Genomic DNA, 16,413 nt, shown 5'->3' with positions numbered 1-16,413 from the left:
CTGTCGCGCCGGCGCACGATACACTCGACGACATTATGCTTTCCGCAAGGGCGTAATTATCAGATCAATCTTCAGCGCTGAAGACATGCTCACGCGGGCTCTTGGCCGCGCAAGCGGTCTCCCCTTTGCCTTGGCCTGGCCTATAATCCGATGGGGAAGCTAGGACGAAGCATGGCCGACACATATGATCTCATCGTCATCGGCGGCGGGCCCGGCGGCTATGTCGCCGCGATCCGCGCCGCGCAATTGGGTCTCAAGACGGCGGTCGTCGAGCGCGAACATCTCGGCGGCATTTGCCTGAACTGGGGCTGCATCCCCACGAAGGCGCTGCTGCGCTCCGCCGAGGTCTATCGCCTCGCCAACGAGGGCGAGCGGTTCGGCGTTTCGCCAGGCGCCCTGAGCGCCGACGTCGCGCGCATCGTGGCGCATTCGCGCGAGGCGGCGACGCGGCTCAATGGCGGCGTGGCGTTTCTGCTCAAGAAGAACAAGATCGACGTGATTTGGGGTGAGGCGACGCTTGCCGGAAAGGGCGAGGTGCGCGTCGCCGCGCCGACCAAACCGCCCATGCTGCCGCAATCGCCGTCGCCGAAAACGAGGCTCGACCACGGCGTCTATCAGGCGAAACACATCATCATCGCGACCGGCGCGCGCCCCCGCGTTTTGCCGGGCCTCGAGCCCGACGGACGACTCATCTGGACCTATTTCGAGGCGATGAAGCCGGAGCGTTTCCCGAAATCCCTGCTCATCGTCGGCGCCGGCGCCATCGGCGTCGAATTCGCGTCTTTCTATCGGACGTTTGGCGTCGAGGTCATTCTCGCCGAAGCGCTGCCGCATATTCTTCCGAGCGAAGACGAAGAGATCGCCGCTCTGGCGCATCGATCGTTCAAGAAGCAGGGGATCGACATCCGCGTCGCGACGACGGTGACGGGCGTCGAGAAGAAGGCCGACAGCCTCGTCGTGACGCTGAAGCCCGCGGACGGCGAGCCGCAGACGCTCGAAGTGGAACGCGCGCTGTCGGCGATCGGCGTCGTCGCCAATGTCGAAAATCTTGGGCTAGAAGCGCTCGGCGTCGCCCTCGAGCGCGGCGTCATCAAGATCGACGGCCTGGGGCGCACCAATGTCGAAGGCGTTTACGCGATCGGCGACGTCGCCGGCGGCCCGATGCTGGCGCATAAGGCGGAGCACGAGGGCGTATCCTGCGTCGAGGCGATCGCCGGATTGGACGCGCACGCGCTCGACAGGTCGCGCATTCCAGGCTGCACCTATTGCCATCCGCAGGTCGCGTCCGTCGGCCTGACCGAGGCGAAGGCGAAAGAGCAGGGGCTCGACGTGAAGATCGGCCGCTTTCCCTATCTCGCCAATGGCAAGGCGATCGCGCTCGGCGAACTCGAAGGCGTCGTGAAGACGATCTTCGACGCCAAGAGCGGGCGGCTGCTCGGCGCGCATATCTTTGGAGTCGAAGCGACGGAACTGATTCAGGGCTTCGTCATCGCCATGAATCTCGAGACGACCGAAGAAGAGCTGATCCGCACGATCTTTCCGCATCCGACGCTGTCGGAAACGATGCATGAGAGCGTGCTCGCCGCCTTCGGCCGTGCGATTCACGTGTAAGTCGCGTCAGCTCTGCAGCACATAGGTTCCCGGCGCGTCGCAGAGCGCTTCGGCCATCGCAGGCGGCGCGACCGGCGGCCCGGATCGGGCGGCGAGCCACGCGCTCCATTCCGGCCACCAGGATCCTTCCCTGACAGCCGCGATCTTCACCCATTCCGCGGGGTCGGCGTAATGCTCGCCGTCCACGCGGTTCGTGAAGCGGTACTCGCCGCGCTTCTTCTCGGGCGCCGAGACGATGCCGGCGTTATGCCCGCCGCTCGTCAGCAGGAAGGTGATTTGCGCGTCGGCGAGCAGGTGGATCTTATAAACCGAGCGCCAGGGCGCGACGTGATCGCGCTCCGTGCCGATGGCGAAAATCGGGGCGCGAATGTCGCTGAGCGCGACGGCGCCGCCGCTCACGCGCAGCCGGCCCTCGGCGAGATCATTGTTGAGGAAGAGCCGCCGCAGATATTCCGAATGCATCTTATAGGGCATGCGCGTCGCGTCGGCGTTCCAGGCCATCATATCGGTCATCGGCTCGCGCTCGCCCATGAGATAGGATTTCAGCGCATAGGACCAGACAAGATCATTGGAGCGCAGGAGTTGGAACGCGCCGGCCATCTCTTTGGAATCGAGAAAGCCGTGCTCCCACATCAGATCTTCGAGAAAGTTGAGTTGGCTTTCGTTAACGAAGAGCGTCAGTTCTCCCGCTTCGGTGAAATCGGTCTGCGCGGCGAGGAGCGTCAGGCTCTTGAGGCGATCGTCGTTGTCGCGCGCCATGGCCGCCGCGGCGATGGCGAGCAGCGTTCCGCCAAGACAATAGCCGGCCGCATGGATCTTTCGGTCCGGCATGAGCCGCGAAATCACGTCGAGCGCGGCCATCACGCCGAGCCTGCGATAGGCGTCCATGTCGAGATCGCGATCTTCGGCGCTCGGGTTACGCCAGGAGATCATGAAGACGGTGAAGCCTTGCTCGGTCAAAAACCGCACCAGCGAATTATGCGGCGATAGATCAAGGATGTAATATTTCATGATCCAGGCGGGCGTGATGAGCACGGGCTCGGGCCGTACCGTCTGCGTCGCCGGCGCATATTGGATGAGTTCGATCAACCGGTTGCGATAGATCACCTTGCCCGGCGTCGTCGCGACGTTCTGACCGGGAACGAAGGCTTCGGCGCCGACAGGCCGTTTGCCGCCGGCGCGCCGCTCCATGTCTTGAAGAAAATTCTGCAGGCCATAGACGAGATTGACGCCGCCAGTCTCGAACGTGCGTTGCAGCGCCTCGGGATTCGTCGCTAAGAAATTCGACGGCGAGAACATGTCGAGCAATTGCCGCGAGGCGAATTCAACGACGTTCTCATGCTGCTTGGTGACGCCGCCTATCCCCGTCGTGGCGTTGTGCCACCACTGCTGATTGAGCAGAAAACCCTGGTAGAGCAGCGCATAGGGCCAGCGCCGCCATGCTTCGCCCGAAAATCTCTTATCCTGCGGCAGCGGCTCGATGCAGGGGGCGGCGTTGGGCTGCAGCGCGCAGCGCCCGGCGTAATTTGCGAATCGCCAAGTTTTGCGCATCGCCTTTTCGGCAAGCTGCATCTGCTTTCCTGGCGCTGACGCAAGATGCGCCGCCCAGTCCCAATAGGCGCTCGCCATCGAGGCGGGCGAGAGTCCGCCGGTCAGATGCGCGACGCTCGCATGAAGCGAGCGGTCGATGACGTCGCTGAGCGCCGCGTAGCCATATGAATCACTGTCGGTGGCGCGCTCCGCCGCCAGAAAGGCGCTTGGCCACGCTTCGACGAAGGCTCTCGACGCAAGGCGCGGAAAGTCATGGGCAGGGGAGGGGTGGCGATGGCTGGAAGATGCCTGCTCTGCGCGCGCAGGGTTCGGCTGCGCGGCATTGGGGTGCTTTGTCATCAAAGTCCTTTAAGCCGAGGCGCTCGACTGGATACTGATCTTATTTCAGGCAATGCTGCATCGCAACATTGCGGCCCCGGGGCTTGGCCGGGAGGCGAGCGCTACCATGTCCTTGTGAAGGAATGCCGACCGCTTAGGAGAGCCCTATGAGAGCCATCGCCGCCGCCTTATTGACTCTCGTCTCGAGCGCCGCGCTCGCCGCCCTCAAGCCCGGCGACGCTGCGCCCGACTTCGCCCTAGAGGCCGCGCAGGGCGGCAAGGAATTCTCCTTCTCGCTGCGGCAGGCGCTCGAGAAGGGTCCGGTCGTGCTGTATTTCTATCCGAAGTCGTTCACGAGCGTCTGCACGCTGGAGGCGCATGAATTCGCGCAAGCCATGGAGCAGTTCGCCGCCATGGGCGCCAGCGTCATCGGCGTGTCGAGCGATAAGATCGCCACGCAGCGCGAATTCTCGACGAAAGAGTGCCGGGACAAATTTCCCGTCGGCGCCGATCCGGGCTTCAAGGTGATCAACGCCTATGACGCCGCCTTCAAGGTTCCGGTCGCGGGCGCGATGTTCGCGAACCGCATCTCTTATGTCATCGCGCCCGAGGGGAAGATTCTCTCGGCGGTCGAGGATTCCGGCGCAACGAAGCATATTGAGAATGCGCTCGCCGTCGTGCGGCAGTGGCGCGACGCGCAGCGGAAATAAGCTACGCGCAAGGGGCAATCGTCCGTATGCATCAGCCAGCCGCCCGACGCGCAAAACGCGCCATCGCGTCTCGCGCCTGTCACCCCCTCTTCGGGCGAATGCGGATGATCACGTCGCAGCCGACGATTTCCATTCCTTCCGGCGGCGCCGGCAGTCGCGTAAATTCGACAGAGCCATCGGCGGCGTCGAACATGCGGCCCGTCGCCTCATCCATGAAGTGATGATGCGGCGAAGTGCGGGTGTGGAAGTAGGTGCGGGGTCCCTGCACGGCGATCTCGCGCAACAGCCCTGCTCCGGCGAACTGGTTGAGCGTGTTGTAGACCGTGGAGAGAGACATTGTCAGACCGGCTTCGCGCGCTTCAGCGTGCAAAGCCTCGGCGCTCACATGTCGATCGCCGTTGCCGAACAGCAGCCGACTCAGAGCGAGCCGCTGCACGGTTGGACGCAGACCTGCGCCGCGCAGCCGCGCTTTGATTTCCGAGACCTTCGTTGCGCTCTCGGGGGATTGATCGCGCAGTTTGATCGAACGGTCGAAACTCGTAGTCGAAGGTTGATGAGTCATTCTTCGCGACAGGCGAGCATCACTCGCTCCCTATTCATACATTAAGCTTTTTTCAGTAGAGGGCAGCGCCTGCCCCCTGTCAAACGAAATGGCGGAAGGTGTAATATTTCCAAAGAAGCAGCAAAGGACTGGCTAATGATGGGGCGCCTTAAGCCAATACTCTGTGCAGGGATTGATCGACGTCGGATGCTCGGCGCGTCGGTTCGTGCAGTCGCCGCGCTTTGGTTTGCGGGAGGCCGCGCCAAAGCCGACACGTTCGAGGCGTTTTTGCAGGGCCTGTGGCCGTCGGCGCAGGCCGCCGGCGTCTCGCGCGAAACCTTCGACGCGGCGATCGCCGGACTTGCGCCGGACCCATCGGTCTCGGCGAAGCCGCGCGCACAGTCCGAGTTCACCATTTCGATTCCCGCCTATCTCGCCGGCTCCGTGACGAATGGTCGCGTCGCGCGCGGCCGGGCGGTCGCCGCCGAACTCGCGGGGCCGCTCGGTCGGGCGCAGTCGCGCCACGGCGTTCCAAGCGAGATCGTCGTCGCCATTCTGGGCGTCGAAAGCAATTTCGGAACGGCGGCCGGCGGCTCTGACGCGTTGCGCGTCCTGGCGTCGCTTGCGTGGCAGGGGCATCGCGCCGAAACCTTCATCGAGGAATTTGTCGCCGCGCTCGTGATGCTGGAGAAGGGCTATGCGACGCGCGCGCAATTGCGCGGCTCCTGGGCCGGCGCCATGGGCCAACCGCAGTTCATGCCTTCGGCCTATCTCAAATATGCCGAAAGCGACGCGGGCGGCGGCGCGCCGGACATCTGGCGCTCGCGCGGCGACGCCGTGGCCTCCATCGCCAATTTCCTGGCGAAATCCGGTTGGGTCGCCGGAATGCCCGCCGTCGTCGAAGTTCGACTGCCCGCGGGATTCGACTACGGCGCCTTCGATCTCGACTTCGCCCGCTGGCGGCAGCTCGGCGTGACGCGCGCCGATGGCGGCGCGCTTCCCGGCGGCGGCGCCGCAAGCCTATATCTGCCGGCCGGCGCGAACGGCCCAGCCTTTCTGATCACCGACAATTTCGAAGTCATTCGGCAATACAATACGTCTGACGCCTATGCGATGTCGGTCGCGCTGCTCGCCGATCGCATCGCCGGGCGCGATATCCCGATCACGCCCTGGCCGAAGGTCGCGCCGCTGTCGACCGCCGACGTCAAGGCGATGCAGCAGCTGTTGACCGAGCGCGGCTTTTATCGTGGGACGTTCGACGGCAAGCTCGGGCGTGCGAGCCGCAACGCCATCCACGCCTTTCAATTGAGCGAGGGCATACAGCCCGCCGACGGCTTTGCGACGAAAGACGTTCTGGCGCGGCTGCGCGGCCGGTAAAGCCGCCGCGATTCAGACGTCGAGATCGCGGTAAACGGAGACTTCCCTTTCACGCGCGGTCCGCGCCGCATCGCCGGCGCGAAAGCCGCGCCAGACGTCGAACGCCATGACCAGGGTCGTGAACAGTCCGGAAATTTTCCCGACGATGAAGCTGAAGGGAAAAATAAGACGGTCCGGCGGAAGAATGAATTGCGCGCCAAGAAAGATGAGCGCTGCGTTGACGAAATAGGCTGGCCGGAACAGCGATTTTTCTTCCCAGGCGCTTTGCGCATAGCTGCGTGAATTCTTCTTCACCGTGCGGTTATAGGCCGGATTGGGAAACATGCCCCAGAAGCGCCGTTTGGGCGGAAGCGCATTCGGCCCCGCGAGCAGCGCGCGATAGCTTTGACGCACCGAGGAATGCGCCAGCAGCGCGAGAATGATGTTGGCGATCACGAACGCGAATTTGAGCGTGAGGAACGAGAACGACAGTTGCGCGGCGAGGTCGACGAAAAACAAATGGGTGAATGCGTTCAGCATGAAGGCGGAGCGATGAAAGCTCGCGCGGTTGATGTCTTGAATCTTCTCGTCGATGAAAGTCGCGCCGGCCTTCGTCTCGGCGCGTTCCTTGAGAGTCAGCCGATCATAGTCGTCGGTTTTGAACCGCTTCGCGATCTCGCCAATCATTTCGAGCGGCGGCCCGCGCTTGATCTTGAAGGTCGCCTTGTTGAGGAAAGTTGAGATGCGCGCGAAAATATCTCGCGCCATGGCGTAACGCGACGTTACCGAACTGAGAAAATCGGGCTCTCCCGCCATTGCGCGCACCTAAGCTGATTCTTTCGCTCTCATATTGTTATAAACGCAACTGGCGCTGGCGCCGACCCTGACCGCAGGTTGATCCTGTCCGGCCTCTTGCCATATTTAGGCTGATCCCGATCCTCGCGTCTTCGCTTGTCGGAGCCGCCCATTTTGGTCCCCGCCATGTTCAGCGCCCGTTCTTTCGCCCATTCGATCGCCGAAGCTCCCGCCGCGAAAACTGCGGAACGACTGCCGGAATGGAATCTCGCCGACCTTTATCCAGGAATCGATTCTCCGCAGGTCGCGTCCGATCTTGCCAAGGCCGCGCAGGAGGTTGCGCAATTCGGCAAGGATTATCGCGGCCGGCTAGAGTCGCTAGCTAAAGGCCCGGACGCCAGCGTCAAGCTGGGCGAGGCGGTGGCGCGATATGAAGCGCTGCAGGACTTGCTCGGGCGGCTGATGTCCTTCGCCGGCCTGCTCTATAGCGGCGACACCACTGATTCCGCCCATGCGAAATTCTATGGCGACGTGCAGGAGAAGGTCACCAACGCTTCGGCGCAGCTGCTGTTTTTTCAGCTTGAGCTCAATCGGATGGACGACGCCGCGCTGATGGCTGCGGCCAGCAAGGAGCCGCTCTCGCGCTGGAAGCCGTGGCTCGAAGACATCCGCAAAGAGAAGCCGTACGAACTCGAGGACAAGCTGGAAGAGCTGTTCCACGAAAAATACATCTCTGGCGCGGCCGCCTGGAATCGGCTTTTTGACGAGACCATCGCCGGATTGCGCTTCAAGGTCGAAGGCGAGGAGCTTGCGATCGAGCCTGTGCTCAATCTCATGCAGGATTCGCGCGAAGAGACGCGTCGGGAAGCAGCGCAGGCGATCGGCGTTACGCTCAAAAACAATCTGCGCACCTTTTCGCTGATCACCAATACGCTGGCGAAGGATAAGGAAATCTCCGATCGCTGGCGCGGCTTTCAGGACGTCGCCGATTCGCGCCATCTCTCCAATCGTGTCGAACGCGAGGTGGTCGAGGCGCTCGCACAAGCGGTCGAGGCGGCGCATCCGCGCCTGTCGCATCGCTATTACAAGCTCAAAGCGAAATGGTTCGGCAAGGACGCGCTCGACTATTGGGATCGCAGCGCGCCGCTGCCGTCGACGCCGGCCAAACGCTATTCCTGGCCCGAGGCGCGCGAAATCGTGCTCGAGGCGTACGACGGATTTGCGCCGCGCATGGCGGAGATCGCGGGGCGTTTCTTTGAGAAGAACTGGATCGACGCGCCGGTGCGGCCGGGCAAGGCGCCGGGGGCCTTTTCACATCCGACCGTGCCCTCCGCACATCCCTATGTGCTGCTGAATTTTCAAGGCAAGACACGGGACGTGATGACGCTCGCGCATGAACTCGGCCATGGCGTGCATCAGGTGCTTGCGGCCCGGCAGGGCGCCTTGATGGCGCCGACCCCGCTTACTCTGGCGGAGACGGCGTCCGTCTTCGGCGAAATGCTCACCTTCCGCGCGCTCATCGCGCAGGCGTCGGACAAGGCGCAAAAACGGGCGCTGCTCGCCTCCAAGGTGGAGGATATGCTCAACACCGTGGTGCGGCAGATGGCGTTCTACGCCTTTGAGCGAAAGGTGCATAACGCCCGACGCGAAGGCGAACTGACCGCAGATCAGATCTGCGAATTATGGATGAGCGTGCAAGCCGAAAGCTTTGGCCCGTCAATTCGCCTAGGCCCTGGCTATGAGACCTTCTGGGCCTATATCCCGCATTTCATCCATTCGCCGTTCTACGTCTACGCCTATGCATTCGGCGATTGCCTGGTGAATTCGCTCTACGGCGTCTATCAAAAGGCGCATGAAGGATTCGCCGAGCGCTATTTCGCTCTGCTCGAAGCGGGCGGCGCCAAGCCTTATGGCGAGCTTCTCAAGCCCTTCGGATTGGACGCGCGGGATCCGGCGTTCTGGAACATCGGCCTTGAAATGATCGAGGGTCTGATTGCGGAACTGGAGGCGATGGAGGACGCTTAATTGGCGCGATGACGACACGCGCGCCAAATAAAAAACGCCGGCGTTGAGCCGGCGTTTGTGTTGGAAGAGGCTGTTGTCAGCGCTTAATTCTGGCCGCCCCGGATCACGATCTTTTCGCCGTCGCAGGCAGCTTCGCCAATATAAACGTTGTGGGCGCCCTCGACGGGCTTGCCGGTCCATACGCAATTCTTCTTGGAATCGGAGCGGTCCACGAGTTTGAGCGTGTAAACGCCGCCCGTGAGTTCACCTTCAAGCTTGTAGGTCAGTATGGAGCCGTTATCGAGCTGCATTTCGCTCTTGCCCGAAACCTTGTCGCCTTCCGTCGCGACAGTCCAGGTGCCCTGCGCGCGCTTGATGCCCGCCTTATTCGCTTCGGTCACATTCCACTGCGCGGCATAGGCCGATGCGCTAAAGGCGGCGGCGGCAAGGGCCGTCGTCAAAGCAAGCTTGATCATTTGTTGTGCTCCCATAAAGTGTTGTGATGAGCAGCATATCGGCCGCAGTCCAACTGGGGCTCGTGAAATGCGGCTATCAAGCCTTTTTGCGTCCGTGCGTTTTGGCGCGCGAACGACGGCGGAACATCGCGTGATATCACGCGAGATGTCAATTTATTTTCGCCTTAGCTAACGTTAAGCGCTCGATGTAAGGGACGTCAAATGTTCGAAGTAAAACACTGGCGTGGCGTGGACGATTACATCGGCGCGGCGCTGATTTCCAAAGAAGAAGCGCAGGAGGAGACGCTTGCGGCAAATGCGCGCGCTGGCCTTCCCGCGATCGATGTTTCGCCGCCGCAAGGCAAATTGCTGCATCTGCTCGCCTGCGCGATCGGCGCAAGACGCGTTCTCGAAGTCGGGACGCTTGGAGGCTATTCGACGACCTGGCTGGCGCGGGCGGTGGGCGAGGGCGGCAAGGTCGTCACCTTCGAAGTCGATGCGCATCACGCCGAGGTCGCGCGCGCCAATATTGCCCGCGAAGGCATGAGCGCGCGCGTCGATCTGCGCGTCGGCCCCGCGCTCGACATGCTGCCGCTGCTTCAATCGGAGCGGGCGCAACCCTTCGATCTTGCCTTCATCGACGCCGACAAGTCCAACAATGCCGCCTATTTCGATTATGCGCTGAAACTGTCGCGTCCTGGCGCGCTGATCATCGTCGACAATGTCGTGCGGGAGGGCGCCGTCGCCGACGCATCCGCCATGGACGATGGCGCGCTGGGAGCGCGCGCGCTGTTTGACGCCGTCGCCGTGGAAGGGCGGGTCGAAGCGACGGCGGTGCAAACCGTCGGCGCCAAGGGTTGGGATGGATTTCTGATCGCGCGCGTCAAATAGGACGCCTCGACAGCGCCCTTCAGACGCTGTCGAACGCCCGTTTGCTCCGCCGCTTGCGGGGCAAAGGCGCGCCGTCGGCTCCGAACAGGGCGGCTTCGACCTGGTTGCCGCTGTCGTCATAACGCCAGGAGATGCGCGCCGCGCCAAGATCCTTGCGGATCGTGGGCTTGCCCTCGGCGTTAAAATAGGCCTCCTCGACCTGATTGCCCTTGGCGTCATAGAAGCGCGCCACCCTGGCTGCGCCCAGGCTTTTGCGCTTCATTGGCCGGCCGTCGGGATCGAAATAGGCCTCGACGACCTCCACCCGTCCGCGCGTCGGGGCTGGCGCCGCAATGGCTTCAGGCGCGATGCGGATGTCGCCGTCGCTCACCGCGGTCAGCTTCCCGTTCTGAGAGCAGCGCCGTTCTCCCGAGGCCGCGATGCGCGCCCTCTTCGCGAGGCGCGGCGCCAATTGAGTTTTCTGTTCCATGATCCCAAATCGCTGCGCGGTCCGATGGCTCGTCGCAACCGCCAGTCTGAGAACTGAGCGGCGCGTGCTCTCTGCGATGCACGCTGACAAACGACGGATACGCTGGTCTGACTCTCCCCGCCGGCGGCATACCGACATCGGGGCGTGACGCCGCATTCCTGCGGCAAGCGTCAGATCAGGACGGGAGGGGCGCGGGAGCCGAGCGGCGGGGGCGACGCCTCTGGAGGACGAGATGTCTCGTCAAAGGCCAGTCCGATCGTCGAATAGGACGCGGCCGGGGGCGTCTCGCCGATGAACGGCGAGGCGGCGGTCGCGCCGCCGAGCGATGCGCAATGCGCGACGCAACAGACGTCGCCGTGCCGCGCCGGACGTGCGGGAGTCGCGGGATCTCCGGAAAGCGGTCCGGAAGCCTTGCTAAAGCAGATCGTGTTGGCGAAGAGGCCCGAACCGCGTCCGTTGAACGAAACGCCGACAGCAAGGCCTTGCAAAACAAACAGATAGGCGACGAGCAGCGCGACCGCCGTCGAACCATACTGCGATGTTTTGACTTCGCTGCGCGTGCTCATAGCCCGTCGAAGCTATTCATTGATCTTGTCAAGGTCAATGGCGCCGCCGCGCGCCGGCGGCGATTAAAGGTTTCGTATCGGTAGTCAGGGGCTCCAGGGCCCTCCGGCTTCCGACGCGCGCTCGAACGCCTTTTGCGCCTCGATGGCGTCGAACAGCGCGCGGAGCGCTTCCCTGACGCCGGCGCCGCTCGCCGATGAAAGGAGCAGGGGCGCCGGATGGCGCTCGTGCGTCTCAGGCCCGGCGGCGGCGATCGCCCGCTTCAGCCGCTCCCGCTGCTTCTTAAGATGATCCGCGTCGACCGCATCGATCTTTGAAAGCGCGACGATTTCCGGCTTCTCGGCGAGACCGGCGCCATAGGCGGCGAGTTCGCCGCGGACGATCTTGTAATCCTTGCCGGCATGTTCTCCGGTCGCGTCGATGAGATGCAGCAGCGCCCGGCACCGCTCGACATGGCCGAGAAATCGATCGCCGAGGCCGTGGCCCTCATGGGCGCCCTCAATCAGACCCGGGATGTCCGCCAGAACCAATTCTCTGTCGTCGCTGCGCACGACGCCGAGACCGGGATGCAGCGTCGTGAAGGGATAGTCGGCGATCTTGGGCTTCGCCGCCGTCACCGTCGCCAGGAATGTCGACTTGCCGGCGTTGGGCAGGCCAATCAGCCCTGCGTCGGCGATGAGTTTCAGCCGCAGGATGATGGTGCGCTCCTGGCCCTCGAGGCCCGGATTGGCGCGCCGCGGCGCCCGATTGGTCGAGGTGGTGAAATGCGCGTTGCCGAAGCCGCCATTGCCGCCTTTGCAAATGACGACGCGCTGCCCAACCTCCGTCATGTCGGCGATGAGGGTTTCACCATCCTCTTCAAAGATTTGCGTCCCGACCGGCACTTTCAGCACGGCGTCGGCGCCGCGCCCGCCGGCGCGGTTCTTGCCCATGCCGTGGCCGCCGGTCTTGGCCTTGAAGTGCTGCTGGTAGCGATAATCGATCAGCGTATTCAGCCCCGCGACGCATTCCGCGACGACGTCGCCGCCGCGTCCGCCGTCTCCGCCGTCCGGTCCGCCGAATTCAATGAACTTCTCCCGCCGAAAGGAGACGGATCCGGCGCCGCCGTCGCCGGAGCGGACAAAAACGCGGGCCTGGTCGAGGAACTTCATGTGCCGCTCACGGTGAGAAGAATCGCGGCCGGCGCGCGCCGAACAGCGTATGCGCTTCGCCGCGCTTTAATTCAAAAAGCTCCACTTCCATTTCGCCGCCGCGCGCGGGCGCCGGCCGCATGCCGCGGCCGATCGGCCGGAAGCCGAGTTTTTCATGGACATGCAACGACGAGCGATTATCCGGCCGCGCGGCGGAGACGATCCGATCCAGCGAGGTGATTCCGAAGGCGAGGTCGATGAGGGCTCTGGCCGCCTCGGTCGTATAGCCTTGCCCCCAATAGGGCTTGCCGAGCCAATAGCCAAGCGTCGCCGAGCCGCGACGGTCCGCGCCATGCAGGCTCACAAGCCCGATCGGCTCGTTGGGCCGGTTCTTCGGGGTGATGACGAGATGGAGGCCGCCGCCGGCGCCGTTCTCCGCGCGCACCGAGGCGATGAACGCGTCGGCGTCGTGCGGCTCGTAAGGATGCGGGATGCTTGCCGTCATCAGCGCGACGTCGGGATCGCCGACGTGCCGGCGAATCTCGTCGGCGTCAGCGGCGCGCGGCCAACGCAGCCATAGTCTTTCAGTCTCCAGCCGAAAAACGTCGTCGCGGGTAATATCGGGAAACATTCATGGCTCCAAGCGACATCGGAAAAATTGGCCTAAGAGCCTGAAAGGAGAGCGCTCCCCACTGGCCCTTCACGGCGCTTCCGGACATCTCGCCTGAAACGTTCCCGCCTGAATTCGCGAGAGTGGTAGTCGAGACGACTGTCGCCGGAAGGCCGGCGGCGGGTCGTCCCCTACCGCCTTACTCGGCTGCTGCGGCGGGCGCCGGCGCCACCGATACGCTGGCGCGTCCGCCGCTGGACTTGAATTCGACGACTCCGTCGACGAGCGCAAAAAGCGTGTGGTCCTTGCCCATGCCGACATTGCGGCCCGGATGCCACTTCGTGCCGCGTTGGCGCACGATAATATTGCCGCCGATGACGGCTTCCCCGCCGAATTTCTTGACGCCGAGGCGCCGGCCGTCCGAATCGCGGCCGTTGCGCGACGAGCCGCCTGCCTTTTTGTGAGCCATGGTCTTGCTCCGATCTTCCTATTGCGGCGACTGGGCCGCTTTATTCTGCGTGTCGCGAGAGGGCGGTCAGCTCTCGATCGCGGTGATTCTCACAAGCGTCAGGTCCTGGCGATGACCGCGCTTGCGCTTGGAATTCTGCCGGCGGCGCTTCTTGAAGGCGATCGACTTGGCGCTGCGGGTCTGCTCGGCGATCTCGCCGGAGACTTTCGCGCCGGCGATCGTCGGGGCGCCGACCTTGGGGCTGTCGCCCCCCAGCATGAGCACTTCGTCGAAGGTGACGGCGTCGCCCGGCGCGCCGTCGAGCGCCATGACGGTGATCACATCCCCAGCGGCGACGCTATATTGCTTGCCGCCGGTTTTGATGACTGCGAACATCTTTTTTTCCTGTGTTCGTCCCGACGCTGGCGTCTCCGCCGGCCGGCTTCTTGGCAGTTAGTGGCTTCGCCTCGAACTTGCGCCAGGCGCAAACGAAAAGCGCGGCGAAACCGCCGCGCCGAAGCGACGTTCATCTACCCTTCAAAGCCCGCGACTGTCAATATGTGGGGCGGTTGGGCATCTCAGTTTGAAATTTCAGCTTTGGGTAAAAACAGAACTTTTGCTGGCAGGGTTCTATTGCGTCTGAGGCGTCGACTCTCTTGTCGCGATCCAGATGACGTGCCGGGCGCCGCCACGTTGGCCGTTGGCGTGCACCTTGACTTCATCCACGCGGAACCCGGCTTTACGGAGGCGCGACGTGAAATTCCGATCCGGCCCCGATGACCAGACGGCCAACACCCCATCAGGGCGCAGCGCCTTGCGGGCCGCCCTCAATCCCTCGATATCGTAGAGTCCGTCATTGGCTTCGCGAGTCAGGCCCTCGGGGCCATTATCGACATCGAGAAGGATGGCGTCATAAGTCGAGCGGCCAGACCGGATCAGGCGCCCAACGTCCGCTTCCTCGATGCTGACGCGCGGATCCGTCAGGCTGGCGCCGAAGACTTCCGCCATCGGACCGCGCGCCCAGGCCACGACCGCCGGAACGAGTTCGGCGACAACGATCCGCGCTTTCGCGCCGAGGACAGTGAGCGCGGCGCGCAGAGTGAAGCCCATCCCCAGCCCGCCGATCAGAACGCACGGCTGTGGGCGCGCCTGAATTCTCTCGCAAGAGAGCGTGGCGAGCGCCTCCTCCGAGCCACTGAGGCGACTGTTCATCAATTCGATATTGCCCAACATGATGGAGAATTCTGCGCCGCGACGTTTGAGGCGGAGTTCGCCCTCGCCGCCGGGTATCGGCGCTGTGTCGAGCAGGGTCCAGGGAATCACTGATAACTCTCCGTTGGAGTTCGAACCCTTCACGAAAAATGCCGCAGCAGCGATAGGCCGGCGAGGAGGCCGGCGACCGCAAGGCCGACCGACGCCACGACATAGAACGTCGCCATCGCCAGTTCGCCGCGCTCGTAAAGCAAAACCGTCTCGAGCGAGAACGCCGAAAAGGTGGTGAAGCCGCCAAGGATCCCGGTCGTGAGGAACAGGCGCCAGTTCTGGGACGCCTCGCCCTGGAAGGCGAAATAACCGACGATCACGCCCATCAGGAACGAGCCAAGCACGTTCACGGCCAGCGTCCCGAACGGAAAACCGACGCCGATCAGTCGGGCAAGAAGAAGATTGACCCCGTGGCGCGCGGCCGCGGCCAGTCCCCCGCCAGCAAATACGATGAAGAAGCCCATGACGTCGTCCTTTCCAACGAGCGGACGACAAACATGCTGCGGCAGGCGGCGTTTAAGACGCGCTCCTCCCGCAGGACGCGCGTCCTTGCGGCAGGAGCCATCAGCCTCATCAGGCGGTTACCGGGAGCCCCATCCCGTGTGGAAGCGAGCATAGTCGCGCCGGTGCAAACGATCAACCGGCCGCCAGCCGCCGTCAGGGCTTCGAACTCTGGCTAAGTTCAGCTCACTCTCAGCCGTCATGCCCGGCCTTGTGCCGGGCATCCACGCCAGTCAACTGCGAAACGCATCGCGCGGCGTCATCGCGTCATGCCGCGACAAGCGCGGCGATGACGCGGTGAGATACCCCCAGCCCTGCAGCCGCCGTCGCCCGAGGGGAACGCTCGCCGGCCGCAGGCGTTATCCAACCGTTACCAAAGCATTTTTTGGAGAATTGCTATGCATTTACGCCTTGGCTTGCGCCTCCTCGCGCTCCTCGTTTCGACGCTCTTCGTATTCTTTGCTCCCGCGCCCGCCTCGGCCGCCAAGGTCGGCGAGATGTGCGCAGGCATCGCCGGCATTCAATGCGACAAAGGCTTGTGGTGCGACCCCGAGCCGGGCCAATGCGGCGGAGCGGACATCGCCGGCAAGTGTGTGGAGGTTTCGCAGATCTGCACCAGGGACTATCGTCCCGTCTGCGGCTGTGACGATAAAACCTATGGGAACGACTGCACGCGCCGCGCCGCGAAGATCGCGAAAAAGTCCGACGGCGAGTGCGCGAAACCTTACAGGTGAGCCTTGGTGATGGCGCGGCGCAATCGGCCGCGCCAGCGCTTTGGCTAGTTGAAGCAGCCGCTGGCCTGCATCTGCGCGAACCAGATGGCGCAGGCCGCCTTGGCGCGCTGGTAACGGCGGCGCGGGGAGCCGCCGCCATAGCCGCCGTAACCGCCAAATCCGCCGTAGCCGCCATCGTCGTCGAAATCGTCGCCGGGATATCCTTGGCCGTACCCCGGACCATAACCGCCGTGCCCGCCGCGCCCGTACTGATGCTGGCGCATGCAGGTGTTGTAGTTTTGAGCGATCGCGAGGCACAGCGGCGCATTGGCCGCCTGAGCGATCGGCGTGAAGAGGATGCCGAGGGCGCAAGCCGCGCCGACGATAGAGTAAGTCACGAGCCGCATGCGGCTTTTCCCTGATTGCGTTCCCCAGCGCTTTTGCCACGGCATCTTCGCGCGCGACGGCTGAAACCAAGCTGAA

General features: G+C 63.4%; 19 protein-coding genes and 1 riboswitch. Of the genes, 6 read left to right on the top strand and 13 right to left on the bottom strand.

Annotated elements, in window-relative coordinates; all coding sequences use genetic code 11:
- Positions 1-171 precede the first annotated feature (171 nt).
- Complete coding sequence (lpdA, locus tag IYX23_RS19065; protein ID WP_196394526.1) at positions 172-1,611, top strand: dihydrolipoyl dehydrogenase; 1,440 nt, start codon at positions 172-174, stop codon at positions 1,609-1,611.
- 6 nt (positions 1,612-1,617) lie between these two features.
- Here the strand turns inward: lpdA and IYX23_RS19060 are convergent, their stop codons facing one another.
- Positions 1,618-3,501 (bottom strand): alpha/beta fold hydrolase, encoded by a 1,884-nt coding sequence (locus tag IYX23_RS19060; RefSeq protein ID WP_196394525.1) that lies wholly within the window; start codon positions 3,499-3,501, stop codon positions 1,618-1,620.
- 146 nt (positions 3,502-3,647) lie between these two features.
- Between IYX23_RS19060 and IYX23_RS19055 the strand changes: the two genes are divergently transcribed.
- Positions 3,648-4,190 carry a peroxiredoxin gene (locus IYX23_RS19055; protein ID WP_196394524.1) on the top strand — a complete coding sequence of 181 codons (543 nt, stop codon included), beginning with the start codon at positions 3,648-3,650 and terminating at the stop codon, positions 4,188-4,190.
- A 79-nt stretch (positions 4,191-4,269) separates the two neighbouring features.
- On the opposite strand, the gene irrA is transcribed toward IYX23_RS19055, so the two are convergent.
- Positions 4,270-4,752, bottom strand: a complete 483-nt coding sequence (irrA, locus tag IYX23_RS19050) for an iron response transcriptional regulator IrrA (RefSeq protein WP_014890443.1) — start codon at positions 4,750-4,752, stop codon at positions 4,270-4,272.
- 186 nt (positions 4,753-4,938) lie between these two features.
- Here irrA and IYX23_RS19045 point away from each other — a divergent pair, with 186 nt between their 5' ends.
- A complete protein-coding gene (locus IYX23_RS19045) occupies positions 4,939-6,108 on the top strand; it encodes a lytic murein transglycosylase (protein WP_196394523.1) in 1,170 nt (389 codons plus the stop codon).
- 12 nt (positions 6,109-6,120) lie between these two features.
- On the opposite strand, the gene IYX23_RS19040 is transcribed toward IYX23_RS19045, so the two are convergent.
- Complete coding sequence (locus tag IYX23_RS19040) at positions 6,121-6,903, bottom strand: hypothetical protein (protein WP_196394522.1); 783 nt, start codon at positions 6,901-6,903, stop codon at positions 6,121-6,123.
- A gap of 165 nt (positions 6,904-7,068) precedes the next feature.
- Here IYX23_RS19040 and IYX23_RS19035 point away from each other — a divergent pair, with 165 nt between their 5' ends.
- Entirely contained in the window at positions 7,069-8,907 is a 1,839-nt protein-coding gene (locus tag IYX23_RS19035; protein WP_196394521.1) for a M3 family oligoendopeptidase, read from the top strand.
- A gap of 83 nt (positions 8,908-8,990) precedes the next feature.
- On the opposite strand, the gene IYX23_RS19030 is transcribed toward IYX23_RS19035, so the two are convergent.
- A complete protein-coding gene (locus IYX23_RS19030; RefSeq protein ID WP_196394520.1) occupies positions 8,991-9,362 on the bottom strand; it encodes a hypothetical protein in 372 nt (123 codons plus the stop codon).
- Positions 9,363-9,563: 201 nt separating this feature from the next.
- Between IYX23_RS19030 and IYX23_RS19025 the strand changes: the two genes are divergently transcribed.
- A complete protein-coding gene (locus IYX23_RS19025; protein ID WP_196394519.1) occupies positions 9,564-10,232 on the top strand; it encodes an O-methyltransferase in 669 nt (222 codons plus the stop codon).
- A gap of 19 nt (positions 10,233-10,251) precedes the next feature.
- Here the strand turns inward: IYX23_RS19025 and IYX23_RS19020 are convergent, their stop codons facing one another.
- The 8 genes from IYX23_RS19020 to crcB all read right to left on the bottom strand — a co-directional run bounded on the left by IYX23_RS19020 (position 10,252) and on the right by crcB (position 15,180).
- Positions 10,252-10,701 (bottom strand): hypothetical protein, encoded by a 450-nt coding sequence (locus tag IYX23_RS19020; protein WP_196394518.1) that lies wholly within the window; start codon positions 10,699-10,701, stop codon positions 10,252-10,254.
- A 170-nt stretch (positions 10,702-10,871) separates the two neighbouring features.
- Positions 10,872-11,267, bottom strand: a complete 396-nt coding sequence (locus IYX23_RS19015) for a hypothetical protein (RefSeq protein WP_196398862.1) — start codon at positions 11,265-11,267, stop codon at positions 10,872-10,874.
- An 84-nt stretch (positions 11,268-11,351) separates the two neighbouring features.
- A complete protein-coding gene (obgE, locus tag IYX23_RS19010; protein ID WP_196394516.1) occupies positions 11,352-12,416 on the bottom strand; it encodes a GTPase ObgE in 1,065 nt (354 codons plus the stop codon).
- Between the two features lie 7 nt (positions 12,417-12,423).
- Positions 12,424-13,026 (bottom strand): GNAT family N-acetyltransferase, encoded by a 603-nt coding sequence (locus tag IYX23_RS19005; protein WP_196394515.1) that lies wholly within the window; start codon positions 13,024-13,026, stop codon positions 12,424-12,426.
- Between the two features lie 178 nt (positions 13,027-13,204).
- On the bottom strand, positions 13,205-13,474 hold the full coding sequence (gene rpmA / locus IYX23_RS19000) for a 50S ribosomal protein L27 (RefSeq protein WP_109025895.1): 270 nt from the start codon (positions 13,472-13,474) through the stop codon (positions 13,205-13,207).
- Between the two features lie 66 nt (positions 13,475-13,540).
- Complete coding sequence (gene rplU / locus IYX23_RS18995) at positions 13,541-13,849, bottom strand: 50S ribosomal protein L21 (protein WP_018409146.1); 309 nt, start codon at positions 13,847-13,849, stop codon at positions 13,541-13,543.
- A 234-nt stretch (positions 13,850-14,083) separates the two neighbouring features.
- On the bottom strand, positions 14,084-14,776 hold the full coding sequence (locus IYX23_RS18990) for a spermidine synthase (protein WP_196394514.1): 693 nt from the start codon (positions 14,774-14,776) through the stop codon (positions 14,084-14,086).
- Between the two features lie 29 nt (positions 14,777-14,805).
- Positions 14,806-15,180, bottom strand: a complete 375-nt coding sequence (crcB, locus tag IYX23_RS18985) for a fluoride efflux transporter CrcB (RefSeq protein ID WP_196394513.1) — start codon at positions 15,178-15,180, stop codon at positions 14,806-14,808.
- Between the two features lie 84 nt (positions 15,181-15,264).
- A riboswitch (Fluoride riboswitch) is annotated at positions 15,265-15,326 on the bottom strand.
- A 289-nt stretch (positions 15,327-15,615) separates the two neighbouring features.
- Between crcB and IYX23_RS18980 the strand changes: the two genes are divergently transcribed.
- On the top strand, positions 15,616-15,951 hold the full coding sequence (locus tag IYX23_RS18980) for a Kazal-type serine protease inhibitor family protein (RefSeq protein ID WP_196394512.1): 336 nt from the start codon (positions 15,616-15,618) through the stop codon (positions 15,949-15,951).
- A gap of 44 nt (positions 15,952-15,995) precedes the next feature.
- Here the strand turns inward: IYX23_RS18980 and IYX23_RS18975 are convergent, their stop codons facing one another.
- Entirely contained in the window at positions 15,996-16,337 is a 342-nt protein-coding gene (locus IYX23_RS18975; protein ID WP_196394511.1) for a hypothetical protein, read from the bottom strand.
- Positions 16,338-16,413 lie beyond the last annotated feature (76 nt).

This window comes from Methylocystis sp. L43 (assembly GCF_015709525.1).
In the GTDB taxonomy this organism is placed as follows: Bacteria; Pseudomonadota; Alphaproteobacteria; order Rhizobiales; family Beijerinckiaceae; genus Methylocystis.
The sequence above is the reverse complement of the archived record's forward strand: the minus strand, read 5'-3'. Positions and strand labels throughout refer to the sequence as shown.

Bases quoted from the DNA above. Each gene is read 5' to 3' on its own strand.
- lpdA (WP_196394526.1), top strand. From the start codon at position 172: ATGGCCGACACATATGATCTCATCGTCATCGGCGGCGGGCCCGGCGGC.
- IYX23_RS19060 (WP_196394525.1), bottom strand. From the start codon at position 3,501: ATGACAAAGCACCCCAATGCCGCGCAGCCGAACCCTGCGCGCGCAGAG.
- IYX23_RS19055 (WP_196394524.1), top strand. From the start codon at position 3,648: ATGAGAGCCATCGCCGCCGCCTTATTGACTCTCGTCTCGAGCGCCGCG.
- irrA (WP_014890443.1), bottom strand. From the start codon at position 4,752: ATGACTCATCAACCTTCGACTACGAGTTTCGACCGTTCGATCAAACTG.
- IYX23_RS19045 (WP_196394523.1), top strand. From the start codon at position 4,939: ATGCTCGGCGCGTCGGTTCGTGCAGTCGCCGCGCTTTGGTTTGCGGGA.
- IYX23_RS19040 (WP_196394522.1), bottom strand. From the start codon at position 6,903: ATGGCGGGAGAGCCCGATTTTCTCAGTTCGGTAACGTCGCGTTACGCC.
- IYX23_RS19035 (WP_196394521.1), top strand. From the start codon at position 7,069: ATGTTCAGCGCCCGTTCTTTCGCCCATTCGATCGCCGAAGCTCCCGCC.
- IYX23_RS19030 (WP_196394520.1), bottom strand. From the start codon at position 9,362: ATGATCAAGCTTGCTTTGACGACGGCCCTTGCCGCCGCCGCCTTTAGC.
- IYX23_RS19025 (WP_196394519.1), top strand. From the start codon at position 9,564: ATGTTCGAAGTAAAACACTGGCGTGGCGTGGACGATTACATCGGCGCG.
- IYX23_RS19020 (WP_196394518.1), bottom strand. From the start codon at position 10,701: ATGGAACAGAAAACTCAATTGGCGCCGCGCCTCGCGAAGAGGGCGCGC.
- IYX23_RS19015 (WP_196398862.1), bottom strand. From the start codon at position 11,267: ATGAGCACGCGCAGCGAAGTCAAAACATCGCAGTATGGTTCGACGGCG.
- obgE (WP_196394516.1), bottom strand. From the start codon at position 12,416: ATGAAGTTCCTCGACCAGGCCCGCGTTTTTGTCCGCTCCGGCGACGGC.
- IYX23_RS19005 (WP_196394515.1), bottom strand. From the start codon at position 13,026: ATGTTTCCCGATATTACCCGCGACGACGTTTTTCGGCTGGAGACTGAA.
- rpmA (WP_109025895.1), bottom strand. From the start codon at position 13,474: ATGGCTCACAAAAAGGCAGGCGGCTCGTCGCGCAACGGCCGCGATTCG.
- rplU (WP_018409146.1), bottom strand. From the start codon at position 13,849: ATGTTCGCAGTCATCAAAACCGGCGGCAAGCAATATAGCGTCGCCGCT.
- crcB (WP_196394513.1), bottom strand. From the start codon at position 15,180: ATGGGCTTCTTCATCGTATTTGCTGGCGGGGGACTGGCCGCGGCCGCG.
- IYX23_RS18980 (WP_196394512.1), top strand. From the start codon at position 15,616: ATGCATTTACGCCTTGGCTTGCGCCTCCTCGCGCTCCTCGTTTCGACG.
- IYX23_RS18975 (WP_196394511.1), bottom strand. From the start codon at position 16,337: ATGCGGCTCGTGACTTACTCTATCGTCGGCGCGGCTTGCGCCCTCGGC.